Origin of the sequence: Curtobacterium pusillum (assembly GCF_007673235.1) — a bacterium.
GTDB classification, from domain to species: Bacteria; Actinomycetota; Actinomycetes; order Actinomycetales; family Microbacteriaceae; genus Curtobacterium; species Curtobacterium pusillum_C.
Genome location: NZ_VDZH01000002.1, coordinates 740,459 through 766,769 on the forward strand (window position 1 = coordinate 740,459; position 26,311 = coordinate 766,769).

Below are 26,311 nucleotides of genomic sequence, written 5' to 3' on the forward strand. Positions count from 1 at the left end.
GTCGGCTTGCTAGGCTGCCCCGGTGCAGATCCGCGAACTGAAGATCCCCGGCGCGTGGGAGTTCACGCCCGTCCAGCACGGCGACGCACGAGGAGCATTCCTCGAGGCGTACCGCGCCGACGTCCTCGAAGAGACGATCGGCCACCCGCTGGACCTCCGACAGGTGAACATGTCGATCTCGTCGGCCGGTGTGGCCCGCGGGATCCACTACGCCCTCGTCGCGCCGAGCCAGGCCAAGTACGTGACCGCCGTCCGCGGCGCGTTCATCGACTACATCGTCGACATCCGCGTCGGCTCCCCGACCTTCGGGCAGTGGGACTCCGTCCGGATCGACGACGTCGACCGCAAGGCCGTCTACCTGTCCGAGGGCCTCGGCCACGCGATCGTCGCGCTCGAGGACCAGTCGACCGTGAACTACCTGGTCAGCGCCCACTACGACCCCGAGCGCGAGAAGGGGATCACGATCCTCGACCCGACGGTCGGGTTGGAACTGCCCGAGGGGCTCGGTGAGCCGGTGCTCTCCGAGAAGGACACCAGCGCTCCGACGCTCGAGGAAGCCGCGGCCGCCGGGCTGCTCCCGACGTACGAGGAATGCGTCGCCTACACCGAGTCCCTGCGGACGAAGAAGTAACAGGAGAGAACGTTGAAGGGCATCATCCTCGCCGGGGGTTCCGGCACCCGTCTCTGGCCGATCACCAAGGGCATCAGCAAGCAGCTCATGCCGATCTACGACAAGCCGATGGTCTACTACCCGCTGTCGACGCTCATGATGGCCGGCATCCGCGAGGTCCTGGTCATCACGACGCCCGAGTACAACGACCAGTTCCGCGCCCTGCTCGGCGACGGCTCCTCGCTCGGCATGGACATCCAGTACGCCGTGCAGCCCAGCCCGGACGGCCTCGCGCAGGCCTTCGTCATCGGTGAGGACTTCATCGGCGACGACAGCGTGGCGCTCGTCCTCGGCGACAACATCTTCCACGGCACCGGCCTCGGCACGAACCTCCGGAAGAACACCGAGGTCGACGGCGCGACGATCTTCGCGTACCACGTGGCCGACCCGAAGGCGTACGGCGTCGTCGAGTTCGACGACGCCTTCACCGCGGTCTCGATCGAGGAGAAGCCGGCGGAGCCGAAGTCGAACTACGCCGTCCCCGGTCTGTACTTCTACGACAACAAGGTCATCGAGATCGCGAAGACGATCGAGCCGAGCGCGCGTGGCGAGCTCGAGATCTCGACCGTCAACGAGCGCTACCTCGAGGCGGGGGAGCTCGGCGTGCAGGTCCTCGACCGCGGCACCGCCTGGCTCGACACCGGGACGTTCGAGTCGATGATGCAGGCCTCGGAGTACGTGAAGGTCATCGAGGACCGTCAGGGCTTCAAGATTGGCTGCATCGAGGAGATCGCCTGGCGCAACGGCTGGATCGACGACGCGCAGCTCGCCGAGCTCGCCGCGCCGCTGGTCAAGGGCGGCTACGGCGTCTACCTGCAGCGGCTCCTCTCCGCGTAGTCGCTCTCGTGGCGATCTTCAGACGCCGCCGTCGCGACGCGACGCCCTCCGGCTCCTGCCTGGAGGCGCGACCCGCGTCCGAGACGGCGGCGTCGCCCGTTCTCGTGGCCGGGTTCGACGGCACCCTGCCGCACCTGGACCGCGCGGTCACCGTGGTCCTGGTGAGCCGGTCGGACCGGTACGAGCGACTGCCCGCGATGGTGGCGGCGGCCCGTCGGGCCTTCGGCCCCGAGGCCGACGTCCGTGCCGTCGGGTACGTGGCCGACGCCTCGCCACGGGACGCCCCGCAGCGCGGCCTGCCGTGGGTACGCACCGACCCGGTGGACGGCATCGGGTCCGCGATCAACGCCGGGGTGTCCGGTGGGGTCGGTCGCGTCCTGCTCGTCGTCGACTCCACCGTCGGCGTCACCGACCAGGACCTGCAGGTGCTCGCCACGGCGGGCCACGACCGTGTCGCCCAGGCGCGCGTGTGGTTGGCCGACGGCAGTCGTCGGCACGGATCTCGATTGCTCCGACCGGGGGCGCTCCCCGGGACGGACGACGATCCGGGTTCCCCGCCGTCGCCGGACGTCGCCGCAGCCGTCTCGGACGCGCGCCTCGCCGACGGGATCCGGACGGCACGGGTGTTCGCGGCTGACCAACCGGTGGTCGCGGTGCCGGGTGCAGCGCTGGTGCCGGCGCCGTGCCTCCCGGACGAACGCATGACGGTCACGGCCTGGACCCGAGCGGTCGCGGACCGGACCGGGCAGGACCCCGTCGTGACGTGGGCAGTCGAACGGTCGGCCGAGGCAGGTCGCACGATCGACCGCACCGTCGTCGACGCGTTCGCCGCCTGGCGCGACCGCGAGCCGGAGCCCGGCGGCCCGGGTGTCGTCGCAGGTCCGCCGCTGCCACCATGGGGTGCCCGTCCGGTCGCGCCCGCGCCGCAGCGGACAGTGTCGACCGACCAGCTCGCGTGGTCGCTCAAGATCGCCGCCCCCGCAGGGCCCGAGGGCGACGGCTGGGGCGACGTCCACTTCGCCGCCGAGCTCGCCGGGGCCCTCGAACGGCTCGGACAGCGGGTCCGCGTCGACCGGCGGGACGCCCACGTCCGTGACGACGACGGCACGGACGACGTCACGCTGGTGGTGCGCGGCCTCGACCGGGTGCCGCCGAACCCGGCGTCCGTGAACCTGCTCTGGGTCATCAGCCACCCCGACGACGTCGTCGACACCGAACTCCGTTCCTTCGACGCGGTGTTCGCGGCGGGGCCCGTCTGGGCGGCAGCGGCGGCGGAGCGATCGGGTGTCCCGGTCACCACGCTGCTGCAGGCGACCGACCCGGCGGTCTTCCGTCCGTCCCCGCCGACCGGACCCGATGCCGGCCGGGTGGTCTTCGTCGGGTCGACCCGGGGTGCCTCACGCCCGGTGGTGTCCGACGCGGTCGCGCTCGGTGCCGATCTGCGCGTGCACGGACCCGGGTGGGAGTCCGTCGTGCCGGAGCCGATGCGCGGGGCGCCGGGGTTGACCCGGGCCGAGGTCGCCGCGTCCTACGCCTCCGCGCGGGTGGTGCTCAACGACCACTGGCCGGACATGGCTGCCGGGGGCTTCGTGTCGAACCGGGTGTTCGACGTGCTGGCCTCCGGAGGAGTCGTCGTCACCGATCCGGTCGAGGGTCTCGACGACGTGCTCGACGTCCCGACGCTCGCGGTGGCTCGGTCGCAGGACGACCTCGCCGCCCTGCTCGACCCGGTGCGCCCCTGGCCGACACCCGACGAGCGCGCCGAGGTCGCCGCCCGCATCGCCTCCGAGCACTCCTTCGACGCCCGAGCCCGGGTCCTGCTGGACGCCGCCCGCGCCGAGCGGGCCCGCCTGCGGCGCTGACCAGCAGGGGCACCGGCCGCCCCTCCAGGACGAATCGCGCCCCCGAACGAACATCGCGCCCCGTTGTGACGGGGCGCGATGTTCGTTCCGGGGCGCGAAGCACCGACTCGGTGCGCGTGGACGACGTCGCCGTGCTACTTGCGGGTGACCCAGCGCGCACGCACGGCGAGACCGACGCGCAGCACGAGCCGCAGCGGCCACAGCCACCACGCCCGGTACTTCCGCGACAGGAACCGGTAGGCGCTGCGGTGGTGCTCGATCTCCATGCGGCGCCGGTTCGACGACGTCGAGTGCGCGCCGGTGTGGGTGACGACGGCGGTGGGCACGTAGACGTTCGCCCGTCCGGACAACCCGACCCGCTGTCCGAGGTCGACGTCCTCGAAGTACATGAAGTACGACTCGTCGAAGCCCCCGAGCTGCCGGAACAGGTCGGTGCGGATGAGGAAGCACGCGCCGGACAACCAGCCGGCCTCGCGCTCGACGACCTGCGTGGTGGACCAGTACCGCTGGCTCCACGGGTTCGCGGGCCAGAAGCGCGAGAACGCCGCGTGGCCGAGGCCGGTGCGGAGCGAGGGGAGCCGCCGGGCGGACGGGTAGGTCTCGCCCTGGTCGTCGAGGATCTGCGGCCCGAACGACCCGCCGTCGGGCAGCCGGTCGGCCGCGGCGACGAGTTCGTCGATCGACCCCGGCTCGAGCACGACGTCGGGGTTCGTGACGAGCAGGAAGTCCGGCCGCACGTCGGGCAGGACGTCGTCGAGCGCGGCGAGGGCGGCGTCGATCCCGCCGCCGTAGCCGCGGTTCCCACCCGAGGACACCACGACGGCGCCGTACGACTCGCCGATCGCCCGGAGCGCGTCGAGGTCGGCTGACCCGTTGTCGGCGATGACGACGGCGACCGGCGACGTCGAGGCGGCTTCGATGCTCGCGAGGAAGGGCCGGATCGTCTCACCGGTGTTGTACGTGACCGTCAGGACGGCGACGCGGATCATCGTGCACCTCCGACGGCCTCGTAGGCACCGACGTGGACGGCGGCCGTGGCGTCCCAGGTGAAGTCGTCGGCCCGTCGGAGCGCGGCGGCCCGGTGCGACGCGACGAGCGTGGGGTCGTCGAGCAGCGACGCCATCGCGGCTCCCAGCGCCGAGGCGTCGGGCTCGGTGTACACCGCGGCGTCGCCCCCGACCTCGGGCAGCGAGAGTCGGCGGGTGGTGAGCACGCACGCCCCGGTGGCCATCGCCTCGACCACCGGCAGGCCGAAGCCCTCGCCGAGCGACGGGTACACCACGAACTCCGCGCCGCCGAGGAAGCCGGCGAGGTCCTCGAGCGGGAGGTACCCGGCCTCGACGACGTGGTCGGCGTCCTGCAGCGCGTCGAGCCGCTCGATCGCGGCGTCGTCCCATCCGCGCGCGCCGGAGAGCACGAGCCACGGTGTCGGCGACCCGGTCGAGTCCCGCGCACCCCGCACGGCGGCGTACGCGTCGAGCAGCGCCGTGACGTTCTTGCGCGGCTCGATCGTGCCGAGGAACGCGATCCACGGGGCGTCGTCGGGGAGTCCGGCGGCGATCCGGGCGTCCTCGACCTCGGCCGTGGTCGGCTCGTGGAAGCGGGTGCGGTCGACCCCGAGCGGCGCGACCCGGACGTCGGCGCGGATGCCCGTGACGACGCGCGCGGCCTCGGTCGCGGTGGCGGCGCTCGGCACGATCACGACCGGACGGGTCCGCAGCGAGCGGCGGCTCCACCACGTGAAGAACGTGCGCTTCAGGCGCGAGTGCCACTCCGGGTTGGAGAAGAACGTCGCGTCGTGCAGCGTCACCACCGACCCGCGTCGCCACGAGAACGGGAACGTGTAGTGCGGTGAGTGCAGCACGGTCGCACCGAGTCGGCGGCCGAGTGCGGGCAGGCCGATCTGCTCCCAGAGGAAGCGCAGGGGCACCGAGTCGGTCCACGCCGGCGCCCGGTGCACCGTGACGTGCGGGGCGATCTCGGCGAAGTGCGACGCGTGCACCGGCCGGACGACCAGGTGGACGTCGAGGTCGGGATCCGTGAGGTGCGAGACGACCCCCTCGACGTAGCGTCCGACGCCGCCGAGGTTCCGCGGTACCGCCGTCCCGTCGATCAGGACGGTGAGCTGCGGCACGCGTGGTTCCTTCCGTGCGGGAACGCCGCGGCCGGTGCCGTCGACGGGGGAGTTCCCAGGATAGCCCGCCGCGCTCATGCGCTCGGGTCCACGGCGCTCCGCGGGACGGACGCGACCCGCGTCTGACGGAGCCGGTGCGCGAGGTGCGCGGGGAGGTGTCCCGTGACGTCGGCCAGTGCTGCCAGGACGAGTCGCGCCTCCCGTCGGGTGCTGCCGGCGGCCAGTCCGCGCAGGCCGCGGACGAGGGTCCGGGCACTCGCACGGAGCACCGTCGACCACGGCGCGTGCCAGAGGGCGACGACCACCCGGTTGCGTGCGTTGCGGAACACGAACAGGTCGCTCTGCACGCCCGACGACGCGGAGTGGTCGTGCTCGACGACCGCGTCGCCGGCGTACTCGACGCGCCATCCACGGCGTCGGAGCCGCCACGCGAGCTCGGTGTCCTCGTAGTACATGAACAGCGACTCGTCCAGGAGTCCGACGTCGTCCAACGCGGCCCGTCGGAGCGCTGACGCGCCGCCGGAGAACCCGAAGACGTCGCGGTCGGCGGGCCGGTCGACGGCAGCGAACCAGTCGCGGTCCATGCCGTTGCCGTCGCGGTCGACGCGCACGCCGGTCGAGTTGAGACGGACTTCGCCGTCCGGCGACGGCACCCACAGGTGGCCGTCGTGGTCCCGCAGCGCGCGTCCGGTGGGGGATGGTGAACCGGACTGGAGGCGCGACCAGCGTCCGGCGAGCACGATGCGGCCCGTCACGGCCGCGACCGCCGCGGGGGCGGCGTCCAGGTGGTCGCGGAGGGCCGCGACGAAGCCCGGAGCGGGCTCGGCGTCGTTGTTGAGGAGGACCACGATCTCGGCGTCCGTGTGCCGGATGCCGGTGTTCGCACCCGCCGCGAACCCGCCGTTGGTGTCACGGACGAACACCGTCGCCTCCGGCAGCTCGCGTCGGAGCACGGCGACGGAGTCGTCGGTCGAGCCGTTGTCGACGACGACGACCTCATCGGCCGCGCCGTCGTCGAGGACGGCACGCACCGCCCGCGTGGTGAGGTCGGCGCGGTTCCAGTTGACGACGACGACCGCGGTGCGGCTGGCGCCGTCGGTCGGGGTCAGCCGAGCTCCTCGATCGAGGGCTTCGCGTAGACGGTGCCGACGGCGTCGCCGAACGACGGGACCTCGAACGAGTCGCACTCGGGCAGGTCGTGCAGGTGTCGTCCGGCGGAGTCCATCATCGACACGTTGATGAAGTACTTGCCGGTGCCGAAGTTCGTGTCCGCGATGCGGAGGCGGAGCTTCCGGCGACCGTGCAGCGGCTCGAGGTGGATGCCCATGATGCCCGTGGTGGTGCCGTAGACGACCTGACCGGCGGTGTTGTTGATCTGCACCGCGGCCTCCCAGTCCTCGACGCGGTCCAGGTGCTCGAACTCCATGTCGACGATGAGGTCGTCACCGGGGACGACCGGAGCGCGGTGCTCCTTGCCCTCGACCGTGACGGTGGCGCCGAGGACGGTGCCGCGACCGACCGCCACGTCCGCGCTGAGCTCGTCGGAACGGCGCTCCTCGAGGACGTCGCGGAACTTGCTGACCGCCTGGATCGCGTCGCCGTCGTGCAGGACCTTGCCCTTGTTGAGCAGCACGACGCGGTCGCACATCTCCTGCACCTGGCTGAGCGAGTGCGTGACGATGATGATCGTCTTGCCCTGCTCCTGGAACGACCGGATGCGGTCGAGGCACTTGCGCTGGAACGCCTCGTCGCCGACCGCCAGGACCTCGTCGACCAGCAGGACGTCGGGGTCGGTGTGCACGGCCACCGCGAAGGCGAGTCGCACGTACATGCCGGATGAGTAGAACTTCACCTGGGTGTCGATGAAGTCGCCGATCCCGGAGAACGCGAGGATGTCGTCGAAGCGCTCCTCGGTCTCCTTGCGGCTCAGGCCGAGCAGGCTCGCGTTGAGGAAGACGTTCTCGCGGCCGGACAGGTCCGGGTGGAACCCGGCGCCGAGCTCGAGCAGCGCCGCCAGACGCCCGCGGCGCGCGACCGTGCCGGACGTCGGCTGGATGATGCCGCCGATGGCCTTGAGCAGCGTGGACTTGCCGGAGCCGTTCTGGCCGATGAGCCCGACGGTGGTGCCGGCCTGGATCGACACGGTGACGTCGTCGAGGGCCCAGAAGTCCTGGCGGTGCTTCCGGCCGGCGCGACCGAGCGTGACGATGCGCTCGCGGATGGTGTTGTCCTTGCGGACGACGAACCGCTTGCGGACGTGGTCGATGACGATGACGTCGGGGCGCTCGGCGGTGTCCTGGCGCGTTGTCGGGGAGACAGGTGTGCTGATGGCCATGGTCTAGAGCTCCTGCGCGAAGTTGCCCTGCAGGCGGGAGAACACCCGCTGCGCTCCGAGCAGGCAGAAGAGCCCGATCACGAAGGCGATGCCGAGTCGCAGCATGAGGTGGTCGGGGTACGTGACCTTCGCCGGGTCGTGCAGCCAGATGGCGTTCTGCATGCCGAGGACCGACAGGGTGAGGGGGTTGTTCGTGTAGATGGCGAGGACCCAGTCGACCTTCAGCCGCTCGATGACCATCGAGTACGAGTACACGATCGGCGAGGCCCAGAGCAGGACCATCAGGCCGACGTCGATGACGAACTGCACGTCGCGCAGGTAGACGTTCAGGGCCGAGAGCACGAGCCCGATCGCGGCGCCGTACACGAGGATGACGAGCAACGAGGGGATCAGGTAGACGAGTCCGCCGTGCCAGGGGAACAGACCGAGCACGATCGTCGCGGCGATGAGGATGGCGAACTGGATGACGTAGTTCACCAGGGCGGCGCCGACGCTCGCGAGCGGGAAGACCTCGCGCGGGACGTAGACCTTCTTGATCAGGCCGGAGTTGCCGACGATAGATCCGGTGGACCCCGCGACGATCTCGCTGAACAGCGTGTACGCGCTCAGGCCGGTGAAGACGTAGATCGCGAAGTTGTCGATGCCCTTGGCCGCGCCGAGGATCTGTCCCATCACGAAGTAGTAGATGAGGAGCTGGGTCAGCGGGCGCACCAGCGTCCACACGAACCCGAGCGCCGAGTCCTTGTACCGCGCCTTGAGGTCGCGGCGGATGAGCATCCCGAGCATCTCGCGCTGCCGGAAGACGTCGCGGAGTTCTCGCCAGGTGCCTCGGATCGCGCTCGTCGGGGCGCCGACGACGACGAGGGGTTCCTTCGCGAGCGCCGCCATGCGGGCTTGATCGACCATTCGTCTCTTCGTTCGTGGGGGCAGGACCGGAACAGCATACTCACCACAGCGATGGGGAACCGGAGTACGCCGGCGCCGAGCGACACGTGTCGTTCGCCCCCGTGCGGGGGTGAATGTGCGCAGGAGCAACCCTCAACCTTCACTTTGGGGTTACCGTTGACGCAACCCGGACCCTTGTCAACATCCACAGGACGGCCCGTCAGCATGCAGCTTGCTCCACGGCCGATCGCTGCGCTCGCGGTGGTCGGTGCTCTCAGTCTCCTCGCGGCGGGTTGTTCCGCCGGCGGAGACACCGATCCGACGCCGAGCGCCACGCGGTCGGCCTCCGCCACGACGACGCCGTCGCCGACCCCCACGACGACGGACGGGGTCGGCGAGCCGTCGTCCGGTGCCACCGCGGGCGACGACGACGTCCCGACGGCCTTCCCCGGCTCCGGTCAGACGACCCAGCCCGACGTCGACCCGTCGGACTTCCCGGCCACCGCCGTCCTGACCTTCTCCGGCTGGGACACCGGCAGCAAGACCCTCCAGGCCGGCGGCCTGGTCTCCGGCACCACCGACACGTCCGGCACCTGCACCTTCACGGCGAAGAAGGGCACGGTGTCGCGGACCGCCACGAGCAAGGCCGAGGCGAGTGCCTCGTCCGTGAACTGCGCCCAGGTGTCCTTCCCCGCGAACCAGGTGTCGACCGGCACGTGGTCGATCACCCTGAAGTACACGGTCGGGTCGAAGTCGACCACGTCCGACCCGATGACGGCGGAGGTGCCGTGATGCGATCCATCCGAACGAAGGACGGGCGACGCCGCCCGCTCCGCGCGACCCTGGCGCTCGTCGCCTCCCTGGCGGTCGCCGCCGGCGGCCTGACGATCGGCACGATCGCGGCGGGGAACGACGGCTCCGAGTCGGCCTCGGCCGCCGTCGCCGCGAACTTCGACCCCGGCTACATCATCAGCGACGCGAACTTCTACAACGGGTCCGCGATGAGCGCCACCAGCGTGCAGTCGTTCCTCAACAGCGTCGCCCCGAACTGCAAGCAGCAGTCCGGCGGCCCGGTGTGCCTGAAGAACTTCGTGCAGAGCATGAGCGCGATCCCGGCGGTCTCCGGACGGTGCGCGGCGATCGCCGCCGGGTCGAAGTCGGCGGCGACGATGATCGCCCAGGTCGGTGCGGCCTGCGGGATCAGCCAGAAGGTGCTCCTCGTGCTCCTGCAGAAGGAGCAGGGCATCGTCACGACGAACGCCCCGACGAACTACATGTACCTGCACGCCACGGGCTTCGCCTGCCCGGACACGGCACCGTGCGACCCGAAGTACTTCGGGTTCGGCCAGCAGGTCTACGCCGCGGCGCTGCAGTTCAAGCGCTACCAGGCGTCGCCGACCTCGTGGGCGTACCAGGCCGGCCGGAACAACTCGATCCTGTACAACCCGAACGCCGCGTGCGGCCGGAAGACCGTGTACATCCAGAACGCGGCCACCGCCGGGCTGTACATCTACACGCCGTACACGCCGAACACCGCCGCGATGGCGAACCTCTACGGCACGGGCGACAGCTGCTCGGCCTACGGCAACCGCAACTTCTGGCGGATGTACACCGACTGGTTCGGCTCGCCCACGGGCGGCTCGTCCCCGATCGGGTTCGTCGACGCCCAGAGCGGCGCAGCGGGCGGCACGATCTCGGTGCGCGGGTGGACGGCGGATCCGGACACCACCGCCCCGATCAAGGCGCAGTTCTACGTCGACGGTGTCGGCAAGGCCTCGGTGCTGGCGGACGCGACGCGAGCCGACCTCGCCGGCCAGCTCGGTGCGAACAACACGGCGCACGGGTTCCAGACCACGCTGACGGGCATCGCACCCGGGAGTCACAACGTCTGCGTGTTCGGCATCAACGTCGGGCCGGGGGCCAACACGCTGTTGAACTGCGGCGACGTCACCGTGCCGTCCTCGGCGCCGGTCGGCAGTCTCGACACGGTCACGGGCGGCCAGGGGACCATCGCCGTGAGCGGATGGGCGCTCGACCGTGACTCGTCGGCTGCGACCGCCTACAAGGTGCAGGTCGACGGTGTCGGCGCGATCGCTGCGACCGCCGACGTCCAGCGCGCGGACATCGCGGCGAAGTACCCGGGCGCGAGCTCCACGGTCGGGTTCTCGAAGACCGTCCAGAACGTCGCAGCGGGGACCAGGACGGTCTCGCTCTGGACGCAGGACCGACCGGGCTCCGTCTGGGTCAAGGTCGCGCAGAAGGCGACCACGGTCACCGCCAAGACCGGCGCGACCGGCGCCCCGAGGGGCTCCTTCGAGTCGGCGACCGGCGGCGCCGGGACCGTCGCGCTGAAGGGCTGGGCGATCGACCCCGACACGTACGCCTCCGTGCTGTACAAGATCCACGTCGACGGGGTCGGTGCCGCGGCCGGGACCGCGAACGCCGCGCGCAGCGACGTCGCGACCGCCTACCCGAAGTGGGGCTCGGCGCACGGGCTCGCCACGACGCTGACCGGGATCGCTCCCGGGAAGCACACCGTCACGGTCTGGTGGCAGGATCTGCCGAGCGGAACCTACGTCAGCGCCGGCACGAAGACCGTGACCGTCGGGACCCCGCCGTCGAGCGGCGCCACCGGGGGGAGCGGCCCCGTCACCGGCGCGTTCGAGCAGGCCACCGGCGGCGCCGGGACGGTCGCGATCACGGGCTGGGCGATCGATCCGGACCGGTACGACCCGGTGCTGTACAAGATCCACGTCGACGGGGTCGGCGCCGCGGCGGGCACCGCGAACGCCGCCCGGTCGGACATCGCGTCGTCGCACCCGGGCTGGGGTTCGGACGTCGGTCTCGCCACGACGCTGACCGGGATCGCACCGGGCACGCACACCGTCACGGTCTGGTACCAGGACCTCCCCAGCGGCACCTACGTCAGCTTCGGCACGAAGTCCGTGACGGTCACGGCGACGAGCAGCACGAGCACCGGCAAGACCGGTGCGGTCTACGGCGCGTACGACGGCGTGACCGGGGGCAAGGGGACCGCACGGGTCACCGGCTGGGCCATCGACCCCGACACGTTCGCTCCGGTCAAGTACAAGATCCACGTCGACGGCGTCGGGGCGACTGCCGGCAGTGCCGACGCCGTGCGCACCGACGTCGAGAAGGTCCACCCCGGCTGGGGCTCCGACGTCGGGCTGGACGTCTCGCTCACCGGCCTGACGGCCGGCAAGCACACCGTGCGGGTCTGGTACCAGGAACTCCCGGGCGGGGTCTACAAGGACTTCGGTACGAAGACGGTGACCGTCTCGTAGGTGGTGACGGACAGACGGACGGGAGGCACGGTGCCAGCTGGCACCGTGCCTCCCGTCCGTCTGTCCGGTCCGTACCGTCAGCCGCGCTGCCGGAGCCGGCGCGCCACGCGACCGAGGCGGTCCAGCACCCGGTACTCGGCGGAGCGCGTCAGGGCCTCGTAGCGAAGCGCGATGGCATCACGTTCCGACTCGGCCGCCTGGCGGGCCGCGTCCGCGTCGCGTCGGCCACGGTCGAGGACGGCGACCGCCTCCTCCGAGACGATCAGCCGTTCGTTGATCTGGTGGACCCCGGAGCGGTGCACGTCGCGCTCGTGGGCGGTCTCGCGGAGTTCTTCGCGCTGCAGCGTCGCCCAGCGCAGGAGCGGCGCACGATCGCCGGTGCGGCCGTTCGCCCGCTCGACCGCCGCGTCGAGGGACGACCGGACCTGTTCGGCGCGGGCGGCGTAGGAGTGCCGCTCGACGACCACGGCGTGCAGCCGCTCGACGAGGGCGTCGCGATCCGCGGTCGGCATCGCGATCGCACGCTCGAGCGAGGCCGCGTCGGTGAACACCGGCACGTCGCCCAGCCCGAGCTCGTCGAGTCCGAGCGCGCAGTCCGTGACCGGGAGGGCACCGCAGGCGAGCGACTCGTACAGCCGGGAGTTGAGCGTGCCGAACTCGGCGGCCGGCGCGATCACGTCGTCCACCACGAACGCGGCCGCGCGGTAGACCTCCGGCAGGGCGAAGTACGGCACCGCGGCGCGCAGTTCGACACCGGGGGACGGCTCGACGTGCTCGACGTTCGCAGCGAACCACACGACGGGCTCGGCGGGCGCAATCTCGAGCAGGACGTCCTGGACCCGGCGGCGGGCACCCCAGAAGTTGACGGTCGTGACGGTCCGGTCGCTGCGCGGTGTCGGGGTGCCGGCGGTGTCGGTCGGTTCGGTCGGTTCGGTCGTGAAGAGGTCGAGGTCGACGCCGATCGGCACCACCTCGACCGGGCCGTCGTACACGGCGGCGAGGGCGTCCCGCGCGATCGAGGACGACGCCCACACGGCGTCGTACTCGGTGAGGTAGGGGAGCGAGGCCCACTGCGCCGTCCAGTTGCGCACCCACGCCACCGTCGCGGTGCCGGCCGGCACGAGACCCGGGACGAACGACTCGATCATGCTCACGAGCACCGTCGTGTCCGCCGGGACCTCCTCGGTCCAGCGGCCGATCGGCCAGAAGTCGACGCCCCAGCCCGCGGACCGGAGCGCCCGGGCCAGCCCGAGCGCGACGAACAGGTCGCCCTTGCCCTCGGTCGGGTCGTCCGTCGAGACCGCGAAGCGGATCGTGCCCCTCGGGCCCGTCGCGTGGTCGCCGCGTGCGATCGCGGCGTACTCTTCGGCGAGCGGGGACGATGCGGGGGAGGACGGGATCGAGTGGTGCGACACGAGTGCCATTGTGCACGACCCGGACCCGACCTCAGCCGAGCGCCGTGCTGCGCCTTGTAGGGTGATGTCGGCCGACGGGCATCCCCGACGGTCGCATCACCGATCCCTGCCGCTGGCGCGGCAGCCGCTGGAGGAACCCGCCGTGACAGAGCGCAAGCCGGGAGTCGTGTCCGTCGTCCTCGTGAACTACAAGGGCACGGACGACACCCTGACGAGCATCGCCGAGCTCCGCAAGCAGGACTGGCCGCAGGACAAGCTCGAGGTCATCGTCGTCGACAACGGCTCCGGTCCGGAGCACGTCGGACGGCTGAAGGCCTCCGACCTCGACTTCACCTTCGTCGACTCCGGCGCGAACCTCGGGTTCACGGGGGGCTGCAACCTCGGTGTCGAGCACTCCTCCGGCGAGATCGTCGCGTTCCTCAACAACGACGCCCGTCCCGACACCGGCTGGGTGCGCGAGGCGATGGCCACGTTCGCCTCCGGCGCGGACATCGGTGCGGTGGCCTCGAAGGTCCTCGACTGGGAAGGCGTCAACGTCGACTTCACCGAGGCCGCGATGACCTGGTACGGCATGGGCTACAAGCCCTTCGCCGGCTCCCCGGACACCGGCCGCTGGGAGTCCGAGACCGACGTGCTGTTCGGCACCGGCGCGGCGATGTTCATCCGCGCGGAGCTGTTCGAGCAGCTCGGCGGGTTCGACGACCGCTACTTCATGTTCTACGAGGACGTCGACCTCGGGTGGCGCCTCAACCTGCTCGGCTGGCGCTTCCGGTACCAGCCGAAGTCCGTCGCGTTCCACAAGCACCACGCGTCGATGAACAAGTTCGGCGACTTCCGCGAGACGTACCTGCTCGAGCGGAACGCCCTCTTCACGCTCTACAAGAACCTCGGCGACGAGCAGCTCGCTGCGGCCCTCCCCGGCTCCCTCGCGCTCGTCGTCCGCCGCGCGATCGGCCGCGGCGAGCTCGACTCGACCGAGCTCGACCTCCGCAACCCGGGCGACGACAGCGTCCCGACGATCCCCGTGCCGAAGACGAGCATGGCCGGCATCTACGGCGTCGACCAGTTCGTCGAGCAGCTGCCGTCGATGACCGAGTCGCGCCGCGAGATCCAGGCGAGCCGCGTCCGCAGCGACCGCGAACTCCTCCGGCTGTTCGGCAACCGCGACGAGCCGGCGTACCCGATCGAGAACTACCTCGCCGGCTACGACAAGATCGTGCACTCGCTCGGCGTGCTCGAGGTCGGCACCCGCCGCCGCGTGCTCATCATCACGGGCGACTCCATCGGCGAGAAGATGGCCGGCCCGGCGATCCGGGCCACCCAGATGGCGAAGCAGCTCGCGACCGAGCACGACGTCCGCGTGATCAGCCTGACCCGTTCGTCGCCGATCGACCCCTCGTACGAGGTCGTCACGGTGCCGCACCGCCACCCGCGCCAGATGGTCGAGCACGAGGCGTGGGCCGACGTCATCATCGTGCAGGGCCACGCGCTCCGCCTGTTCCCGGTGCTCGAGTCGACGCGCAAGATCCTCGTGGTCGACGTGTACGACCCGCTGCACCTCGAGCAGCTCGAGCAGGGCCGCAGCGACGACGTCGACCAGTGGAACCGCCAGATCCTCGACGCCTCGGACACCCTGAACCACCAGCTCGAACTCGGCGACTACTTCATCTGCGCCTCCGAGCGTCAGCGCATGTTCTGGCTCGGCCAGCTCGCTGGCTCCGGCCGGGTGAACGCCCGCACGTACTCGCGCGACGCCGACCTCCGCTCGCTCATCGGTGTCGTGCCGTTCGGCCTGTCCTCGACCCCGCCCGTGCACGACCAGGCGCGGGTCAAGGGCGTCGTTCCGGGCATCGGCAAGAACGACAAGCTCGTCGTCTGGGGCGGTGGGATCTACGACTGGTTCGACCCCATCACGCTCGTCCGCTCGATCGCCCGGCTCGCCGAGCGCCGCCCGACCGTGAAGCTCTTCTTCATGGGCGTGCAGCACCCGAACCCGGACGTCCCGGAGATGGACATCGTCGCCAAGGTCCGTGCCGAGGCCGACGAGCTGGGCCTCACGGGCAAGCACGTGTTCTTCAACGACACGTGGATCCCGTACGAGGAGCGCGGCGCCTACCTGCTCGAGGCCGACGCCGGCGTCTCGACGCACTACGAGCACCTCGAGACGACGTTCTCGTTCCGCACCCGCATCCTCGACTACCTGTGGGCGCGCCTGCCGATCGTGACGACCGCGGGCGACTCCTTCGGCGACCTCGTCGCGGAGCAGAAGCTCGGCATCGCCGTGCACGAGCAGGACATCGACGGCCTGGCCGCAGCGCTCGAGACGGCGATCTACGACAAGAAGGCCCGCACCGAGTTCATCGGGAACGTCGACCGCGTCCGTGAGCAGTTCACGTGGGAGAACGTCCTCGCGCCGCTCGTGGAGTTCTGCCGGAACCCCGTCCGTGCCGCCGACAAGTCCGTGCGGGAGACGGCGGCGCAGGTCGAGGCGCACCAGATGCGCGTCCGCGTGCCGGACCGCAAGAAGCTCTACGGCATCCGTCACGACGTCGGCCGTGCGGTGCACTACTTCCGCACCGAGGGCCCGCGCAGTGTCGCGGGCAAGATCAAGCGGCGCCTGCAGAACCGGTGACCGGAGCAGCTCCCACGGCCCTCGTCGTCGTCCCGACGTACGACGAGGCCGAGAACATCCAGAGCGCCGTCCGAGCGATCCTCGAGGCGGTCCCGACGACGCACGTGCTCGTCGTCGACGACGGCAGTCCCGACGGGACGGCCGACCTCGTCCGGGCGATGGCGGGTGACGACGATCGCGTGCACCTCATCGAGCGCAGCGGCAAGCTCGGCCTCGGGACGGCGTACGTCGCCGGGTTCCGCTGGGGGCTCGAACGGGGCTACCCGGTGCTGGTCGAGATGGACGCCGACGGGTCGCACCCGGCCGACCGGCTCGCCGCGCTGATCGGCGCCGTGCAGGACGACGAGACCGTCGCGCTCGCCATCGGGTCCCGCTGGGTCCCCGGGGGCTCCGTGGTCGACTGGCCGCTCCGGCGCGAGGTCCTCAGCCGTGGCGCGAACACCTACGCCCGGATCGCGCTCGGCGTCGGCGTGCGTGACGTCACGGCGGGGTTCCGGGCCTACCGTGCGGACACCGTCGCGCGCATGGACCTGGCGTCGGTCGACTCGAAGGGCTACTGCTTCCAGGTCGACATGACCCTGCGTGTCGACGACCTCGGTGGACGCATCGTCGAGGTGCCGATCCGGTTCCGGGACCGCGTGCACGGCGTCTCGAAGATGAGCGGTTCGGTCGTCGGCGAGGCCATGCTGCGCGTCACGCAGTGGGGACTCCAGCGGCGCTTCGGCCGCCGGCGGCACACCGCGCGCTGACGGCCGCGCGCGGCGCGGCGCGGCGCGCGCGTCGCGCTGCGCCCACCGGCTGGTCCGCAGTGTGCGAGGTTCCGCGCACGGTGGGACCGTCCGAGCCTCGCACCCCGCGCGGAACCTCGCACCGTACGTCGCCGTCGCACCGTGCGAGCCACGGGCGGACTGGAGGCGCGTGGCGGCGCCGCCACGCGCCTCCAGTCCGCAGCGTGCGAGGTCTCGTGCACGGTGCGAGCCGCGTGGGCCCGCACCGTGCGCGGAACCGCGCACCGTACGTCGCCCTCGCACCGTGCGAGGGCGCACCGTGCGAGAGCGCGACGTGACGCAGCTCCGGCGCGCAGCGCTCGTCAGGTGCGCGGCAGGTGCCGCCGCCAGGACCGCCGTCGGGCCGCGATCACCAGCACGGCGACGAACACCATCAGACCGGCGCCGTGCAGCAGGTAGCTCTCGGCTGCGCTCGTCACCCCGAGGAGCACGAGCACCGCGGCCGGCCACACGTACGCCACGCCCGGGAACGTCGTCGCGGTGACCCAGGCCCGGGCGAACGCGAGCAGTGCCGTGACGCCGAGGATGATCGTGCCGGCGAGGCCGATCTGCAGCCAGGCGTCGACGAACGCGTTCAGACCTGAGGTGAACCGGGCACCGGCGGGGTCGATGAAGGTGACGTAGGGGACGACGGCCTCGTGCGGCCAGGTGCCGACCCACCCCCAGCCCTGGATGGGGTACTGCCCCACGAAGACCCGGATCTGCGACCACAGGTCGACGCGGGTCGCGGTGCCGCCGGCCGCGCCGATCTCGGCGAGGACCCGGTGCCGGGCGAGCACGCCGACGACGAGCATGAGCAGCACGAACCCGCCGAGCACGCCGTTCACGACCGGGCGGGTGGTCGGTCGGGCGTGCCGCAGGGACCAGAGCGCGAGGGCGGTCACGGCGAGGGCGATCATGGCGAGGCCGGTGATGGGGGACTGCACGAGCATCAGCGCGATGACGGCGAGTGCGGTGGAACCGATCGCGCGCCACATCGTCACCGAGCGGGTGAGGAACTCGACGACGAAGGTCACGAGCGCCATCGCGGCGATGAACCCCATGAAGTTCCGGGTCCCGCCGACGCCCTGGATCGGCCCGCCGTAGGCGATGTTCCCCTGGATGCCGAACGCGGGGATCGGGGTGTCCAGGACGAGGCCGGACAGGACCTCGAGTCCGAGGGCGACGACGAGCAGGATCCGGAACGCGTCGCCGGAGGCCCGGATCACCTGCACGAGGTCGCGCCCGAGGGCGAGGTACAGTCCGAGCCCGATGAAGCACACCGTGCCGACGAGTCCGCGGAGCGCCACCCAGGAGTACTCGCTCCAGAGCACGCTCAGCGCGCAGTATCCGACGAAGGCCATCAGCGACAGCGGGAGCACGCCGTGCCACTCGATCCGGTACCGCTGGCCGAGCAGGCTCAGCCCGGCGAGGACGAACAGGGAGACGAGCACCGCCCAGACGCCGGCGCGGCCGACGAGGGCCTGGACGGTGGGCTGTCCGAAGGCGAACAGGACGATGACGGTGGCGAGTGCCTGGCTGAACCGGCCGCCGGCGGAGAACCCGATCCAGGCGGAGAGGTAGCGCCTGGCGAGCACGCGCTTCGTCAGCCGTCCGTCCGTCACCCGTCCATCTTGGCGTACGCGCCTCCGTGCTGGGCCATCGCGGAGCGTCGATATCGCCGATGCGTGATGACTCGGCTACGGTCGGCGGACGATGGACGACGAACAGATCCCGAGGCCACGGCCGGTCATCGCCGTCGTCGGGGCGCTCGTCGGGGTGCTCGGCCCGGTCCTCGTCGGTGCCGGTGTCGTCGCGCTCACGTGGTGGCGACTCGGCCCGGTCACGCGCACCACGGTCTGGGCGGAGGACGGCGGCATCTTCCTGCGCGAGCGTGTGGCGCTCGGACCCGTCGACTCGCTCCTGCACCCCTACGCCGGGTACCTGCACCTCGTCCCGCGGCTGCTCGTGGACCTCGGGTGGGCGATGCCGATCGAGGACTACGCCCGCGTGCTGTCACTGGGGGCGTGCACCGTGGTCGGTGTCGTCGCAGCAGCGGTCTTCGTCCTGGCGCGCGACGTCGTGCCGTCGTGGCCGTTCCGGCTCGTGCTCGCGGCGGTCCCCGCGATCCTGCCGCTCGCGCCGTACGAGATCGCCGGCAACGCCGCCAACCTGCACTGGTTCCTGCTCTTCGCTGCGCCGTGGTGCTTCGCGTACCGTGCCCGGACCTGGTGGGGGAGTGCCGCCGTGGCGGTCCTGGCCGGGTTCGTGGTGCTCTCCGAGTTGCAGACGGTGTTCTTCCTGCCGCTCCTGCTGCTCGCGTGGTTCCCGCTGCGTGACGCATCGGGCGCACGAGCCTGGCCGCGCGCGCTCCCGGTGACCGTGGTCGCGCTCCTCGGCGCCGTCGCGCAGGTGACCACTGCCCTGACCGACCACCGGGAGTCGCGTCCGGGGTCGCCCGCGTTCGCGGACGTCGTCGCCGGGTGGGTCCTCCAGCCGTTCGCCGGCGCGTGGGACGCCGACGTGCGGGCCGCGGTCCGGTTCGTCGTCGCGCACGGCTGGGCCGGTGTCCTGGTGCCGTTGGCGCTGCTCGTGCTCGTGGTCGCCGCGGCGGTCCTGGTCGGACGGTGGCGGGCCCGGTGGACGATCGTCGCGCTGGCGCTCGGGTCGGGCGGTGTCTGGTGGGCCGCGCTCCTCGCGAACGGCGGAGCCACCCTGGACTGGTCGCACCCGGTCGCGGCGCTCGAGGCCGTGCCGCCGCTGCGCTACGCGGCGGCGTCCGGTCTGCTGCTCGTCGCGGCGGCGGTCGTCTCGGCGGGCGTCCTCGTCGGCTGGCGGACGCCCGTTGCGCCCGCGACGGGGCGGCGGGGACGGACTGGAGGCGCGGCTCGCCTCGTCGGGGCGGTGGCCGGTTGGTGCGTGGTCGCCCTGGTGGTCGCCGCGGCGGTGGGCAACGCGGCGCCCGGTGACACACGACGGAGCGGCGGGCCGGTCTGGGCGGGGGAGATCCCGGCGGCCGTGACGGCGTGCGACGGCGATCCCGCGAAGGTCGTCCCGGTGCGGACCGCCCTGTGGGCCGCGGACGTGCCGTGCAGCAGGCTCCTCAGCAACGGATTCTTCAGCGGCTGACGGCCCGGCGGAACTCGCGCTTGGCGGGCGGGGTGCGCGGGCCGTCACCGGTGGAGCGGGGTTCCTCGCCGACGAGCACGATGCGGGTCTTGATCGCGATGAGCGCGAAGAGCACCCAGTTGCCCTGGTAGAGCAGGCGGGACTCGGCGACGGACTGCACGAGCAGTGCCACGACGACGAGGAGCGGCAGCAGCGACACCGGGTCGAACGGCCGCGGCGACAGGGTCTGGTCGTACCCGATCCGCGTCGCGGACGACCACGAGCGGTTCAGGGTCGTGACGACGTACAGCGCGAAGAGGAGCAGGCCGATGATCCCGGTCTGCATCCACACGTCGAGGTACGCGTCGTGCGCCTGCAGGTAGGTCACGCCCTTGCGGTGCGCGAGGTCGGCGAGGGTCGGGATGTCCGGCCACCAGTACCCGATCCAGCCCCACCCGACGACGGGGTGCTGGTCGACCAGGCCGAGGACCCGCTGCCAGATCTCGCCGCGACCGGTCGCGTCCGCGCCCTTGCCGAGCAGCTCCGACACGGTGCCCCGGGCCAGGAACCCGACCACGGCGACGACCACGGCGGCCACGAGCACGACGAGGTACCGCGGTGTCCGACGTTCGGTCGGCACCCGGCGGATCCAGAGCGCGACGACCAGGGCCACCACGACCACGAGCGCGGCGGCGAGCACGGTCGACGAGCGGGTCAGCAGCAGCACGGCGACGGCCACGACGAGCCACCCGATGGTCCGGTTCCGACCCATCCGTCCCTCGGCGAACTGCACGGCGACGGCGATCGCTGCGAGCAACGCCACCATCGCGAGGAGGTTGGCGTTGCCGGGCAGCCCCTGGATGCGCCCGCCGGTGAAGAGCTCGGCGCGGGAGAAGTAGAACGCGTCGGGGATCTTCGCGTCGCCGTAGTGGGTCCAGATCGGGGCGATCGGGTGTCGGACCACCACGGCGACGAACGCCTCGAACACGAGCGACAGCATGAGGACCCAGCGCATCGCGAGGCTGACGGCGTCGAGGATGCGGCGCCACGTCAACGTCGAGGCGATGGCGAACGCGATCGCGGCGCAGATGACCTGGACGGTGATGCTCGCGATCGTGGCCGGCCGCCAGTGCGACCAGACGACTGACAGCAGGCACCACGCGAGGAAGAACCACAGCGAGCGGGGCGTCCGCACGATCGGCGGACGGGCGCGCACGAGCACCGAGATGCCCCAGGCCGCGACCGCGGCCCAGAGGATGCCGGCACCGACCCAGGTGAGCGTGTTCGGCACGGCGTCGCCGGCGAACAGGACGAACAGCACGGTCGCCCCGAGTGCGAACGCCTCGCGCTCGGGAACGGTCCCGCGTGCCAGCGGCCAGGAGTTCGTCACGGAGTCAGGGTACGTGTTCACCGGCACGACCTACTTCCCGAACGCGCGGAGGGCCCCCGCGATCTCGTCGCCGAGGTAGGGCGAGAGGGTCTTCGCGAACGTGTTCGTCAGGTGCGTCGGATCCCGGTGCACGAGGACACCGCCGATCACGGCCGGACAGACCGTGGCGGTGCAGTAGTAGTCCGTGAGGTCGATCGTCCGGACCTTGCCCGGCAGACGGGCGGCTGCCTGCTCGGAGCCGTCGAACAGCCGCAGCGCGTTCGCCCGACTCGAGTCGCATCCGCTCGTCGTCGCACCGGACATCTGCCCGACGCACGCGACGACGTCCGGCCGTGCCGTCGGGTTGTCGCGGAGCGCGATGATCGGGATGCCCACGTCGGCCGCCGATCGCCAGGCATCCACGAGCCCGTCGACGACGGTGTCGTCGTTCGACTTGCCGGCGGGCGGGATCACCGCGCCGTTCCCGGTGGAGTGCGTCACGACGACGCCGTCGAGGTCGGAGTGCGACCGCAGGTACGCCATCGCGTTCTGCTTCCAGCCGTTGCAGTCCGCGACCTGCTCCGCCGACCCTGCCTTCTGGACGGCGGTGGTCAGGTAGCAGCTCTGGTGTCCGGCGACGTCGATCCGCCAGTTCTCCGCCTCGGCGATCCGTTCGTAGGTGTCGACGAGCACGTTGTTGTGCGAGTCCCCGATCGCGATCAGGTGCTTCGTGTACCCGGTCTTCGGGCCGAGTGCGCACACGTTGAACGCGTCGGAGTCGTTCGACCAGCACGCGGCCCGGTTCGCGTCGTCGTCGAGCGCGTTCGCGGCGGACGGCACGCGGACGTCGGTCAGGGCCGGGTTGACGCACGGGTCGCTCGAGGAGATCAGTGCCGCCGCGCCGAAGCACCGCACGTCGCCGCGGCCGAGCTGCTTCGCGAACTCCGCCGCCTGGACCTGCTGCACGTGCAGCGCGGTGAGCGAGGCGACCCCGAGTGCCACGACGACGACGGTACTCAGCGCGCCGTAGAGCGCCACACGGCGCGGTCGGAGCGCCTTGACCCAGCGGGAGAACCGGAGCGGCTCCTCGATGCACAGCGTCGTGATCGAGGCGACGACGACGGCGCCGACGAGGATCGCGACCTTGTCCTTCGTCGTGAGCTCGTGCCGCAGGACGATGGGCACGATCACGACGGCGGGCCAGTGCCAGAGGTACACCGCGTAGGAGATGCGACCGAGGAAGCCGATCGGTGCGAACCTCCCGATCCGCTGGAGCCCGGACCGTCCACCGAACAGGACGACCAAGGTCGCGGAGACGACCGGGAGCGCGGCGGCGCTGCCGGGGAACGGCGTCGCCGCGGTGATCACGACCAGCGAGAGCACGAGTCCCGCTGCCCCGACCCAGGCACCCACCACCCGCACGACGCGGGCCGGCAGGGTCCGGGGGGCCGCCAGCGGGACGGTCGCCGCCAGACCGCCGAGCGCGAACTCCCACGCCCGGGTGGCCGTCGAGAAGTAGGCGATGCCGGAGGCCGTCTGCGTCTGGACGATGCTCCACGCGAACGAGAGCACGACGACGGCCCCGAGCACGATCCGCACGACGGTGACGGCGGACGTCCCGCGGCGGAGGGACCGTCGGACGAGCCAGAGGGCGGCGAGCAACAGCAGCGGCAGCGCGATGTAGAACTGCTCCTCGACCGACAACGACCAGAAGTGCTGGAACGGCGACGCCTGGTTGCCCTGGGCGAGGTAGTCCACCGAGTCGGCGGCGAGCTGCCAGTTCTGCACGTACACGGTCGACGCGATGAGCTCCCGGCCGTACTGCCCCCAGAGGGCGCTCGGGACCCAGAGGAGCACGGCGGTGCCCGTCGCGACGATCGTCAGGAAGGCGCCGGGGAGCAGCCGCTTCGCCCGGCGTGCCCAGAACCCGGCCAGACCGATCCGGCCGGTGGTCACGAGCTCCCGGAGGAGGTGGCCGGTGATGAGGAAGCCCGAGATGACGAAGAAGACGTCGACGCCGACGAACCCGCCGGGCAGTCGGCCCGGCCACAGGTGGTAGAGGACGACCGCGAGGACCGCGAACGCGCGGAGCCCCTGGATGTCCCACCGGGTCGCGTCGGTCGTCCCGGTGGCGGTTGTCCGGAGCGCCCGTCGGGTGGGTGCCTCCGCTGTGCTTGCTGGCATCGCGGGAGAGTCTAATGTGACCGCCGATAGGCTCTGTCCCATGTTCCTCGGCATCACGAACACGCCCCGCGACTACGCCTGGGGGTCCGTCACCGCGATCCCCGAGCTCCTCGGCCGGACCGTCACCGGGGCCCCGCAGGCCGAACTCTGGCTCGGTGCCCACCCCGGCAGCCCGAGCGTGGTCGTGAACCCCGCGATGGTGGGCGGTGCCGACACACTGCTCGACTGGATCGCCGCCGAGCCGCAGGACGCGCTCGGGGCCGACCGCTCCGGGCTGCCCTTCCTGCTCAAGGTCCTCGCGGCTGCGGCGCCGCTGTCCCTGCAGGCGCACCCGACGCCGGAGCAGGCGCGCGAGGGCTTCGAGCGCGAACAGGCGGCCGGGGTCCCGATCGACGACCCGGCCCGCAACTACAAGGACCCGTTCCCGAAGCCCGAGCTCGTCGTCGCGCTGAGCGAGCGGTTCGAGGCGCTGAGCGGCTTCCGTCCGCTCGCCGAGACCCTCGCCGAGGTCGAGGCGCTCGACGCCGGGTCCGGTCGCCTCGGACCCCTCGCGGTGCACCTGCAGCACGGACTCGAGGACACCGTCCGCTGGCTCGAGACCGCGGACTCGTCGGCCCGGGCGATCGTGCAGGCCGTCAGCGACCTCGCCGCGGCGCTGCCCGACGACGCCCTGACGCCGAACACGGCGACCGTGCGAGACCTCACGTCGAGCTACCCGGGCGACCCGGGCATCGTGGTCTCGCTGCTCATGCACCGCGTCACGCTCGCCGCCGGTCAGGCCATGTACCTGCCCGCGGGGAACATCCACGCCTACCTCGACGGACTCGGCATCGAGCTGATGGCCCCGTCGGACAACGTGCTGCGGGGTGGCCTCACGCCGAAGCACGTCGACGTGGCAGAACTCCTGCACGTCCTCGACTTCACCGCGTACCCGGCCCCGCTGCTCGCGCCCGAACCGGTCGACGCCGGTGTCGAGCGGTTCGCGCCGGACGGCGTGGGCTTCGCGCTCCTCCGTGTCACCGGCGACGGACGCCCGGTCGGTCTCGGCACCGGTGGGGTGGCACCGCTCGTCGGGCCGTCGATCGCGATCTGCACCGCGGGTGCCGTCACGCTCGTCGGCGCGACGTCGGCGACACTGCTCCGCCAGGGGGAGTCCTGCTACATCACGCCCGACGAGGGCGACGTCACGGTCGAGGCCGACGGTGGCAGTGGACTGGCCTCGACGGTCTTCATCGCCACCGGAGCGTGAACGCGAGGTCGGGCAACACCGTCCGCTAGCGTGGCCAGCATGAGTTGGCTGGTCACCGGCGGTGCCGGGTACATCGGGTCCCACGTCGTCCGAGCGCTCCGTGCAGCGGGGATCGACACCGTCGCGTTCGACGACCTGTCGAGCGGTTTCCGGGCGTTCGTGCCCGACGACGTGCCGTTCGTGCAGGGCACGATCCTCGACGGCGAGCTGCTGGCCCGGACGCTGCGCGACCACGCGGCGACGGGCGTCGTGCACGTCGCCGGCTTCAAGTACGCCGGCGTCTCGGTGGAGCGGCCGCTGCACACCTACGAGCAGAACGTCACGGGCATGGCGACGCTGCTCCGTGCGATGGCGGAGAACGACGTGCGGAAGGCCGTGTTCTCGTCGAGCGCCGCGGTGTACGGCACGCCGGACGTCGAGACGGTCGTGGAGTCCACCCCGAAGGCCCCGGAGTCGCCGTACGGCGAGTCGAAGCTCATCGGCGAGTGGCTGCTCCGCGACATGGAGGTCGCCGCCGGGTTCACCACGACGTCGCTGCGCTACTTCAACGTCGTCGGCTCGGGGGAGCCGGACCTCTACGACGCCAGCCCGCACAACCTCTTCCCGCTCGTCTTCGACGCCCTGCTCGCCGGACGGACCCCGCGGATCAACGGCGACGACTACGACACGCCGGACGGCACGTGCGTCCGCGACTACGTGCACGTCGCCGACCTCGCCCACTCGCACGCGATCGCCGCGCAGAAGCTCGAGGCCGGCGAGACCCTCGAGCGCGCGTACAACCTCGGCAGTGGCGACGGTGTGAGCGTCCGGCAGATCATGGACGCCATGGCCGCCGCCACCGGGATCGCGTTCGAGCCGGAGATCGCACCGCGACGCGCCGGGGACCCCGCACGGATCGTGGCGACCGGCGAGGCCGCGGCACGAGACCTCGAGTGGTCGATGCGCCACACGCTCGACGAGATGGTCACCAGCGCGTGGGAGGCCCGCCGCAACGTCTCCTGAGTGCTCGAGGGGCGGTCGGTTGTCCCCCGAAGCCCGGACAGACCGGCCGCGACACGCCCGTACGGGGGACATGACACGCCGGAACGGTCAGAGCCTTCTATGATCCGCGACTTGACTCTCGCGAATGACACCGCTGTAATTACAGGCAACGACAGCGATCGTTGTGGTCCCGTTATCGAGACGTCAGGGGTGATCAGGGTGAACGGTTCCGACTTCCACGCCGGAGTACCGGAGGACTGGCACGTCGACCCCGTGTCGCTCGGCGTCCCGGGTGTCCGGCGTCCGGAGACCGACGACGAGGAGAACCCTCTCGCGTGGCAGGTCGACTCGCTCTGCGCGCAGACGGACCCCGAGGCGTTCTTCCCCGAGAAGGGCGGATCGACGCGCGAGGCGAAGAAGATCTGCACCTCGTGCGAGGTCCGGGCGCAGTGCCTCGAGTACGCGCTCGAGAACGACGAGCGCTTCGGCATCTGGGGCGGCCTGTCCGAGCGCGAGCGCCGCAAGCTGAGAAAGCGCGCGTAACCGCGCACCCCGTCTGCCGGGAGGCACGGTGCGCG

The 26,311-nt window shown here is 71.4% G+C and carries 20 protein-coding genes; 11 read left to right on the forward strand and 9 right to left on the reverse strand.

Annotated elements, in window-relative coordinates:
* The first annotated feature begins 22 nt into the window (after positions 1 to 22).
* Genes FS532_RS08240 through FS532_RS08250 form a run of 3 tightly spaced genes read left to right on the forward strand, consistent with a single transcriptional unit; the run spans position 23 to position 3,369 of the window.
* Positions 23 to 631, forward strand: a complete 609-nt coding sequence (locus FS532_RS08240) for a dTDP-4-dehydrorhamnose 3,5-epimerase family protein (protein ID WP_144752426.1) — start codon at positions 23 to 25, stop codon at positions 629 to 631.
* A gap of 12 nt (positions 632 to 643) precedes the next feature.
* Positions 644 to 1,507 carry a glucose-1-phosphate thymidylyltransferase RfbA gene (gene rfbA, locus FS532_RS08245; protein ID WP_144752429.1) on the forward strand — a complete coding sequence of 288 codons (864 nt, stop codon included), beginning with the start codon at positions 644 to 646 and terminating at the stop codon, positions 1,505 to 1,507.
* A gap of 8 nt (positions 1,508 to 1,515) precedes the next feature.
* Positions 1,516 to 3,369, forward strand: coding sequence for a glycosyltransferase (locus tag FS532_RS08250; RefSeq protein ID WP_144752432.1), 1,854 nt, complete (start codon positions 1,516 to 1,518; stop codon positions 3,367 to 3,369).
* A gap of 134 nt (positions 3,370 to 3,503) precedes the next feature.
* Here the strand turns inward: FS532_RS08250 and FS532_RS08255 are convergent, their stop codons facing one another.
* The 5 genes from FS532_RS08255 to FS532_RS08275 form a co-directional block, all read right to left on the reverse strand.
* The gene (locus tag FS532_RS08255; protein ID WP_144752435.1) at positions 3,504 to 4,358 is read right to left on the reverse strand and encodes a glycosyltransferase family 2 protein; all 855 of its coding nucleotides are present in this window, start codon (positions 4,356 to 4,358) and stop codon (positions 3,504 to 3,506) included.
* Positions 4,355 to 5,503 carry a glycosyltransferase family 4 protein gene (locus FS532_RS08260; RefSeq protein ID WP_222121956.1) on the reverse strand — a complete coding sequence of 383 codons (1,149 nt, stop codon included), beginning with the start codon at positions 5,501 to 5,503 and terminating at the stop codon, positions 4,355 to 4,357. The genes FS532_RS08255 and FS532_RS08260 overlap by 4 nt, the downstream gene beginning before the upstream one ends.
* A gap of 74 nt (positions 5,504 to 5,577) precedes the next feature.
* Complete coding sequence (locus FS532_RS08265; RefSeq protein WP_144752440.1) at positions 5,578 to 6,690, reverse strand: glycosyltransferase family 2 protein; 1,113 nt, start codon at positions 6,688 to 6,690, stop codon at positions 5,578 to 5,580.
* Positions 6,609 to 7,838 carry an ABC transporter ATP-binding protein gene (locus tag FS532_RS08270; protein WP_144752443.1) on the reverse strand — a complete coding sequence of 410 codons (1,230 nt, stop codon included), beginning with the start codon at positions 7,836 to 7,838 and terminating at the stop codon, positions 6,609 to 6,611. Before FS532_RS08270 ends, FS532_RS08265 begins: the two co-directional genes overlap by 82 nt.
* Positions 7,839 to 7,841: 3 nt before the next feature.
* On the reverse strand, positions 7,842 to 8,744 hold the full coding sequence (locus FS532_RS08275; RefSeq protein WP_144752446.1) for an ABC transporter permease: 903 nt from the start codon (positions 8,742 to 8,744) through the stop codon (positions 7,842 to 7,844).
* Between the two features lie 204 nt (positions 8,745 to 8,948).
* Here FS532_RS08275 and FS532_RS08280 point away from each other — a divergent pair, with 204 nt between their 5' ends.
* Both FS532_RS08280 and FS532_RS08285 read left to right on the forward strand, forming a co-directional pair.
* A complete protein-coding gene (locus tag FS532_RS08280) occupies positions 8,949 to 9,515 on the forward strand; it encodes a hypothetical protein (protein ID WP_144752449.1) in 567 nt (188 codons plus the stop codon).
* Positions 9,515 to 12,028 carry a hypothetical protein gene (locus FS532_RS08285; RefSeq protein ID WP_144752452.1) on the forward strand — a complete coding sequence of 838 codons (2,514 nt, stop codon included), beginning with the start codon at positions 9,515 to 9,517 and terminating at the stop codon, positions 12,026 to 12,028. Before FS532_RS08280 ends, FS532_RS08285 begins: the two co-directional genes overlap by 1 nt.
* 77 nt (positions 12,029 to 12,105) lie before the next feature.
* On the opposite strand, the gene FS532_RS08290 is transcribed toward FS532_RS08285, so the two are convergent.
* Positions 12,106 to 13,443 carry a glycosyltransferase family protein gene (locus FS532_RS08290; protein WP_144752455.1) on the reverse strand — a complete coding sequence of 446 codons (1,338 nt, stop codon included), beginning with the start codon at positions 13,441 to 13,443 and terminating at the stop codon, positions 12,106 to 12,108.
* 142 nt (positions 13,444 to 13,585) lie between these two features.
* Here FS532_RS08290 and FS532_RS08295 point away from each other — a divergent pair, with 142 nt between their 5' ends.
* Together FS532_RS08295 and FS532_RS08300 are read left to right on the forward strand one after the other, a co-directional pair.
* Positions 13,586 to 16,075 (forward strand): glycosyltransferase, encoded by a 2,490-nt coding sequence (locus tag FS532_RS08295; RefSeq protein ID WP_144752458.1) that lies wholly within the window; start codon positions 13,586 to 13,588, stop codon positions 16,073 to 16,075.
* A complete protein-coding gene (locus FS532_RS08300; RefSeq protein ID WP_144752461.1) occupies positions 16,072 to 16,824 on the forward strand; it encodes a polyprenol monophosphomannose synthase in 753 nt (250 codons plus the stop codon). Before FS532_RS08295 ends, FS532_RS08300 begins: the two co-directional genes overlap by 4 nt.
* A gap of 341 nt (positions 16,825 to 17,165) precedes the next feature.
* Here FS532_RS08300 and FS532_RS08305 read toward each other — a convergent pair whose 3' ends face one another.
* Positions 17,166 to 18,467 carry an O-antigen ligase family protein gene (locus tag FS532_RS08305; protein WP_144752464.1) on the reverse strand — a complete coding sequence of 434 codons (1,302 nt, stop codon included), beginning with the start codon at positions 18,465 to 18,467 and terminating at the stop codon, positions 17,166 to 17,168.
* A 91-nt stretch (positions 18,468 to 18,558) separates the two neighbouring features.
* Between FS532_RS08305 and FS532_RS08310 the strand changes: the two genes are divergently transcribed.
* Positions 18,559 to 19,971, forward strand: a complete 1,413-nt coding sequence (locus FS532_RS08310) for a hypothetical protein (RefSeq protein WP_144752467.1) — start codon at positions 18,559 to 18,561, stop codon at positions 19,969 to 19,971.
* Here the strand turns inward: FS532_RS08310 and FS532_RS08315 are convergent.
* Positions 19,961 to 21,340, reverse strand: a complete 1,380-nt coding sequence (locus tag FS532_RS08315) for an O-antigen ligase family protein (protein ID WP_144752470.1) — start codon at positions 21,338 to 21,340, stop codon at positions 19,961 to 19,963. The genes FS532_RS08310 and FS532_RS08315 overlap by 11 nt on opposite strands.
* 30 nt (positions 21,341 to 21,370) lie before the next feature.
* Positions 21,371 to 23,503, reverse strand: a complete 2,133-nt coding sequence (locus FS532_RS08320) for an acyltransferase family protein (RefSeq protein ID WP_186321958.1) — start codon at positions 23,501 to 23,503, stop codon at positions 21,371 to 21,373.
* 40 nt (positions 23,504 to 23,543) lie between these two features.
* On the opposite strand from FS532_RS08320, the gene manA reads away from it, so the two are divergent.
* From manA to FS532_RS08335, 3 genes are all read left to right on the forward strand, one after another.
* Positions 23,544 to 24,752 carry a mannose-6-phosphate isomerase, class I gene (gene manA / locus FS532_RS08325; protein WP_144752477.1) on the forward strand — a complete coding sequence of 403 codons (1,209 nt, stop codon included), beginning with the start codon at positions 23,544 to 23,546 and terminating at the stop codon, positions 24,750 to 24,752.
* A gap of 39 nt (positions 24,753 to 24,791) precedes the next feature.
* Positions 24,792 to 25,754 (forward strand): UDP-glucose 4-epimerase GalE, encoded by a 963-nt coding sequence (gene galE, locus FS532_RS08330; protein ID WP_144752480.1) that lies wholly within the window; start codon positions 24,792 to 24,794, stop codon positions 25,752 to 25,754.
* A gap of 189 nt (positions 25,755 to 25,943) precedes the next feature.
* Complete coding sequence (locus FS532_RS08335) at positions 25,944 to 26,276, forward strand: WhiB family transcriptional regulator (protein WP_083295294.1); 333 nt, start codon at positions 25,944 to 25,946, stop codon at positions 26,274 to 26,276.
* The last annotated feature ends 35 nt before the right edge of the window (positions 26,277 to 26,311 follow it).

Coding starts and splice junctions, on each gene's coding strand:
- FS532_RS08255 (WP_144752435.1), bottom strand. CDS start 4,358: ATGATCCGCGTCGCCGTCCTGACGGTCACGTACAACACCGGTGAGACG.
- FS532_RS08270 (WP_144752443.1), bottom strand. CDS start 7,838: ATGGCCATCAGCACACCTGTCTCCCCGACAACGCGCCAGGACACCGCC.
- FS532_RS08275 (WP_144752446.1), bottom strand. CDS start 8,744: ATGGTCGATCAAGCCCGCATGGCGGCGCTCGCGAAGGAACCCCTCGTC.
- FS532_RS08280 (WP_144752449.1), top strand. CDS start 8,949: ATGCAGCTTGCTCCACGGCCGATCGCTGCGCTCGCGGTGGTCGGTGCT.
- FS532_RS08285 (WP_144752452.1), top strand. CDS start 9,515: ATGCGATCCATCCGAACGAAGGACGGGCGACGCCGCCCGCTCCGCGCG.
- FS532_RS08310 (WP_144752467.1), top strand. CDS start 18,559: ATGGACGACGAACAGATCCCGAGGCCACGGCCGGTCATCGCCGTCGTC.
- FS532_RS08320 (WP_186321958.1), bottom strand. CDS start 23,503: ATGCCAGCAAGCACAGCGGAGGCACCCACCCGACGGGCGCTCCGGACA.
- manA (WP_144752477.1), top strand. CDS start 23,544: ATGTTCCTCGGCATCACGAACACGCCCCGCGACTACGCCTGGGGGTCC.
- galE (WP_144752480.1), top strand. CDS start 24,792: ATGAGTTGGCTGGTCACCGGCGGTGCCGGGTACATCGGGTCCCACGTC.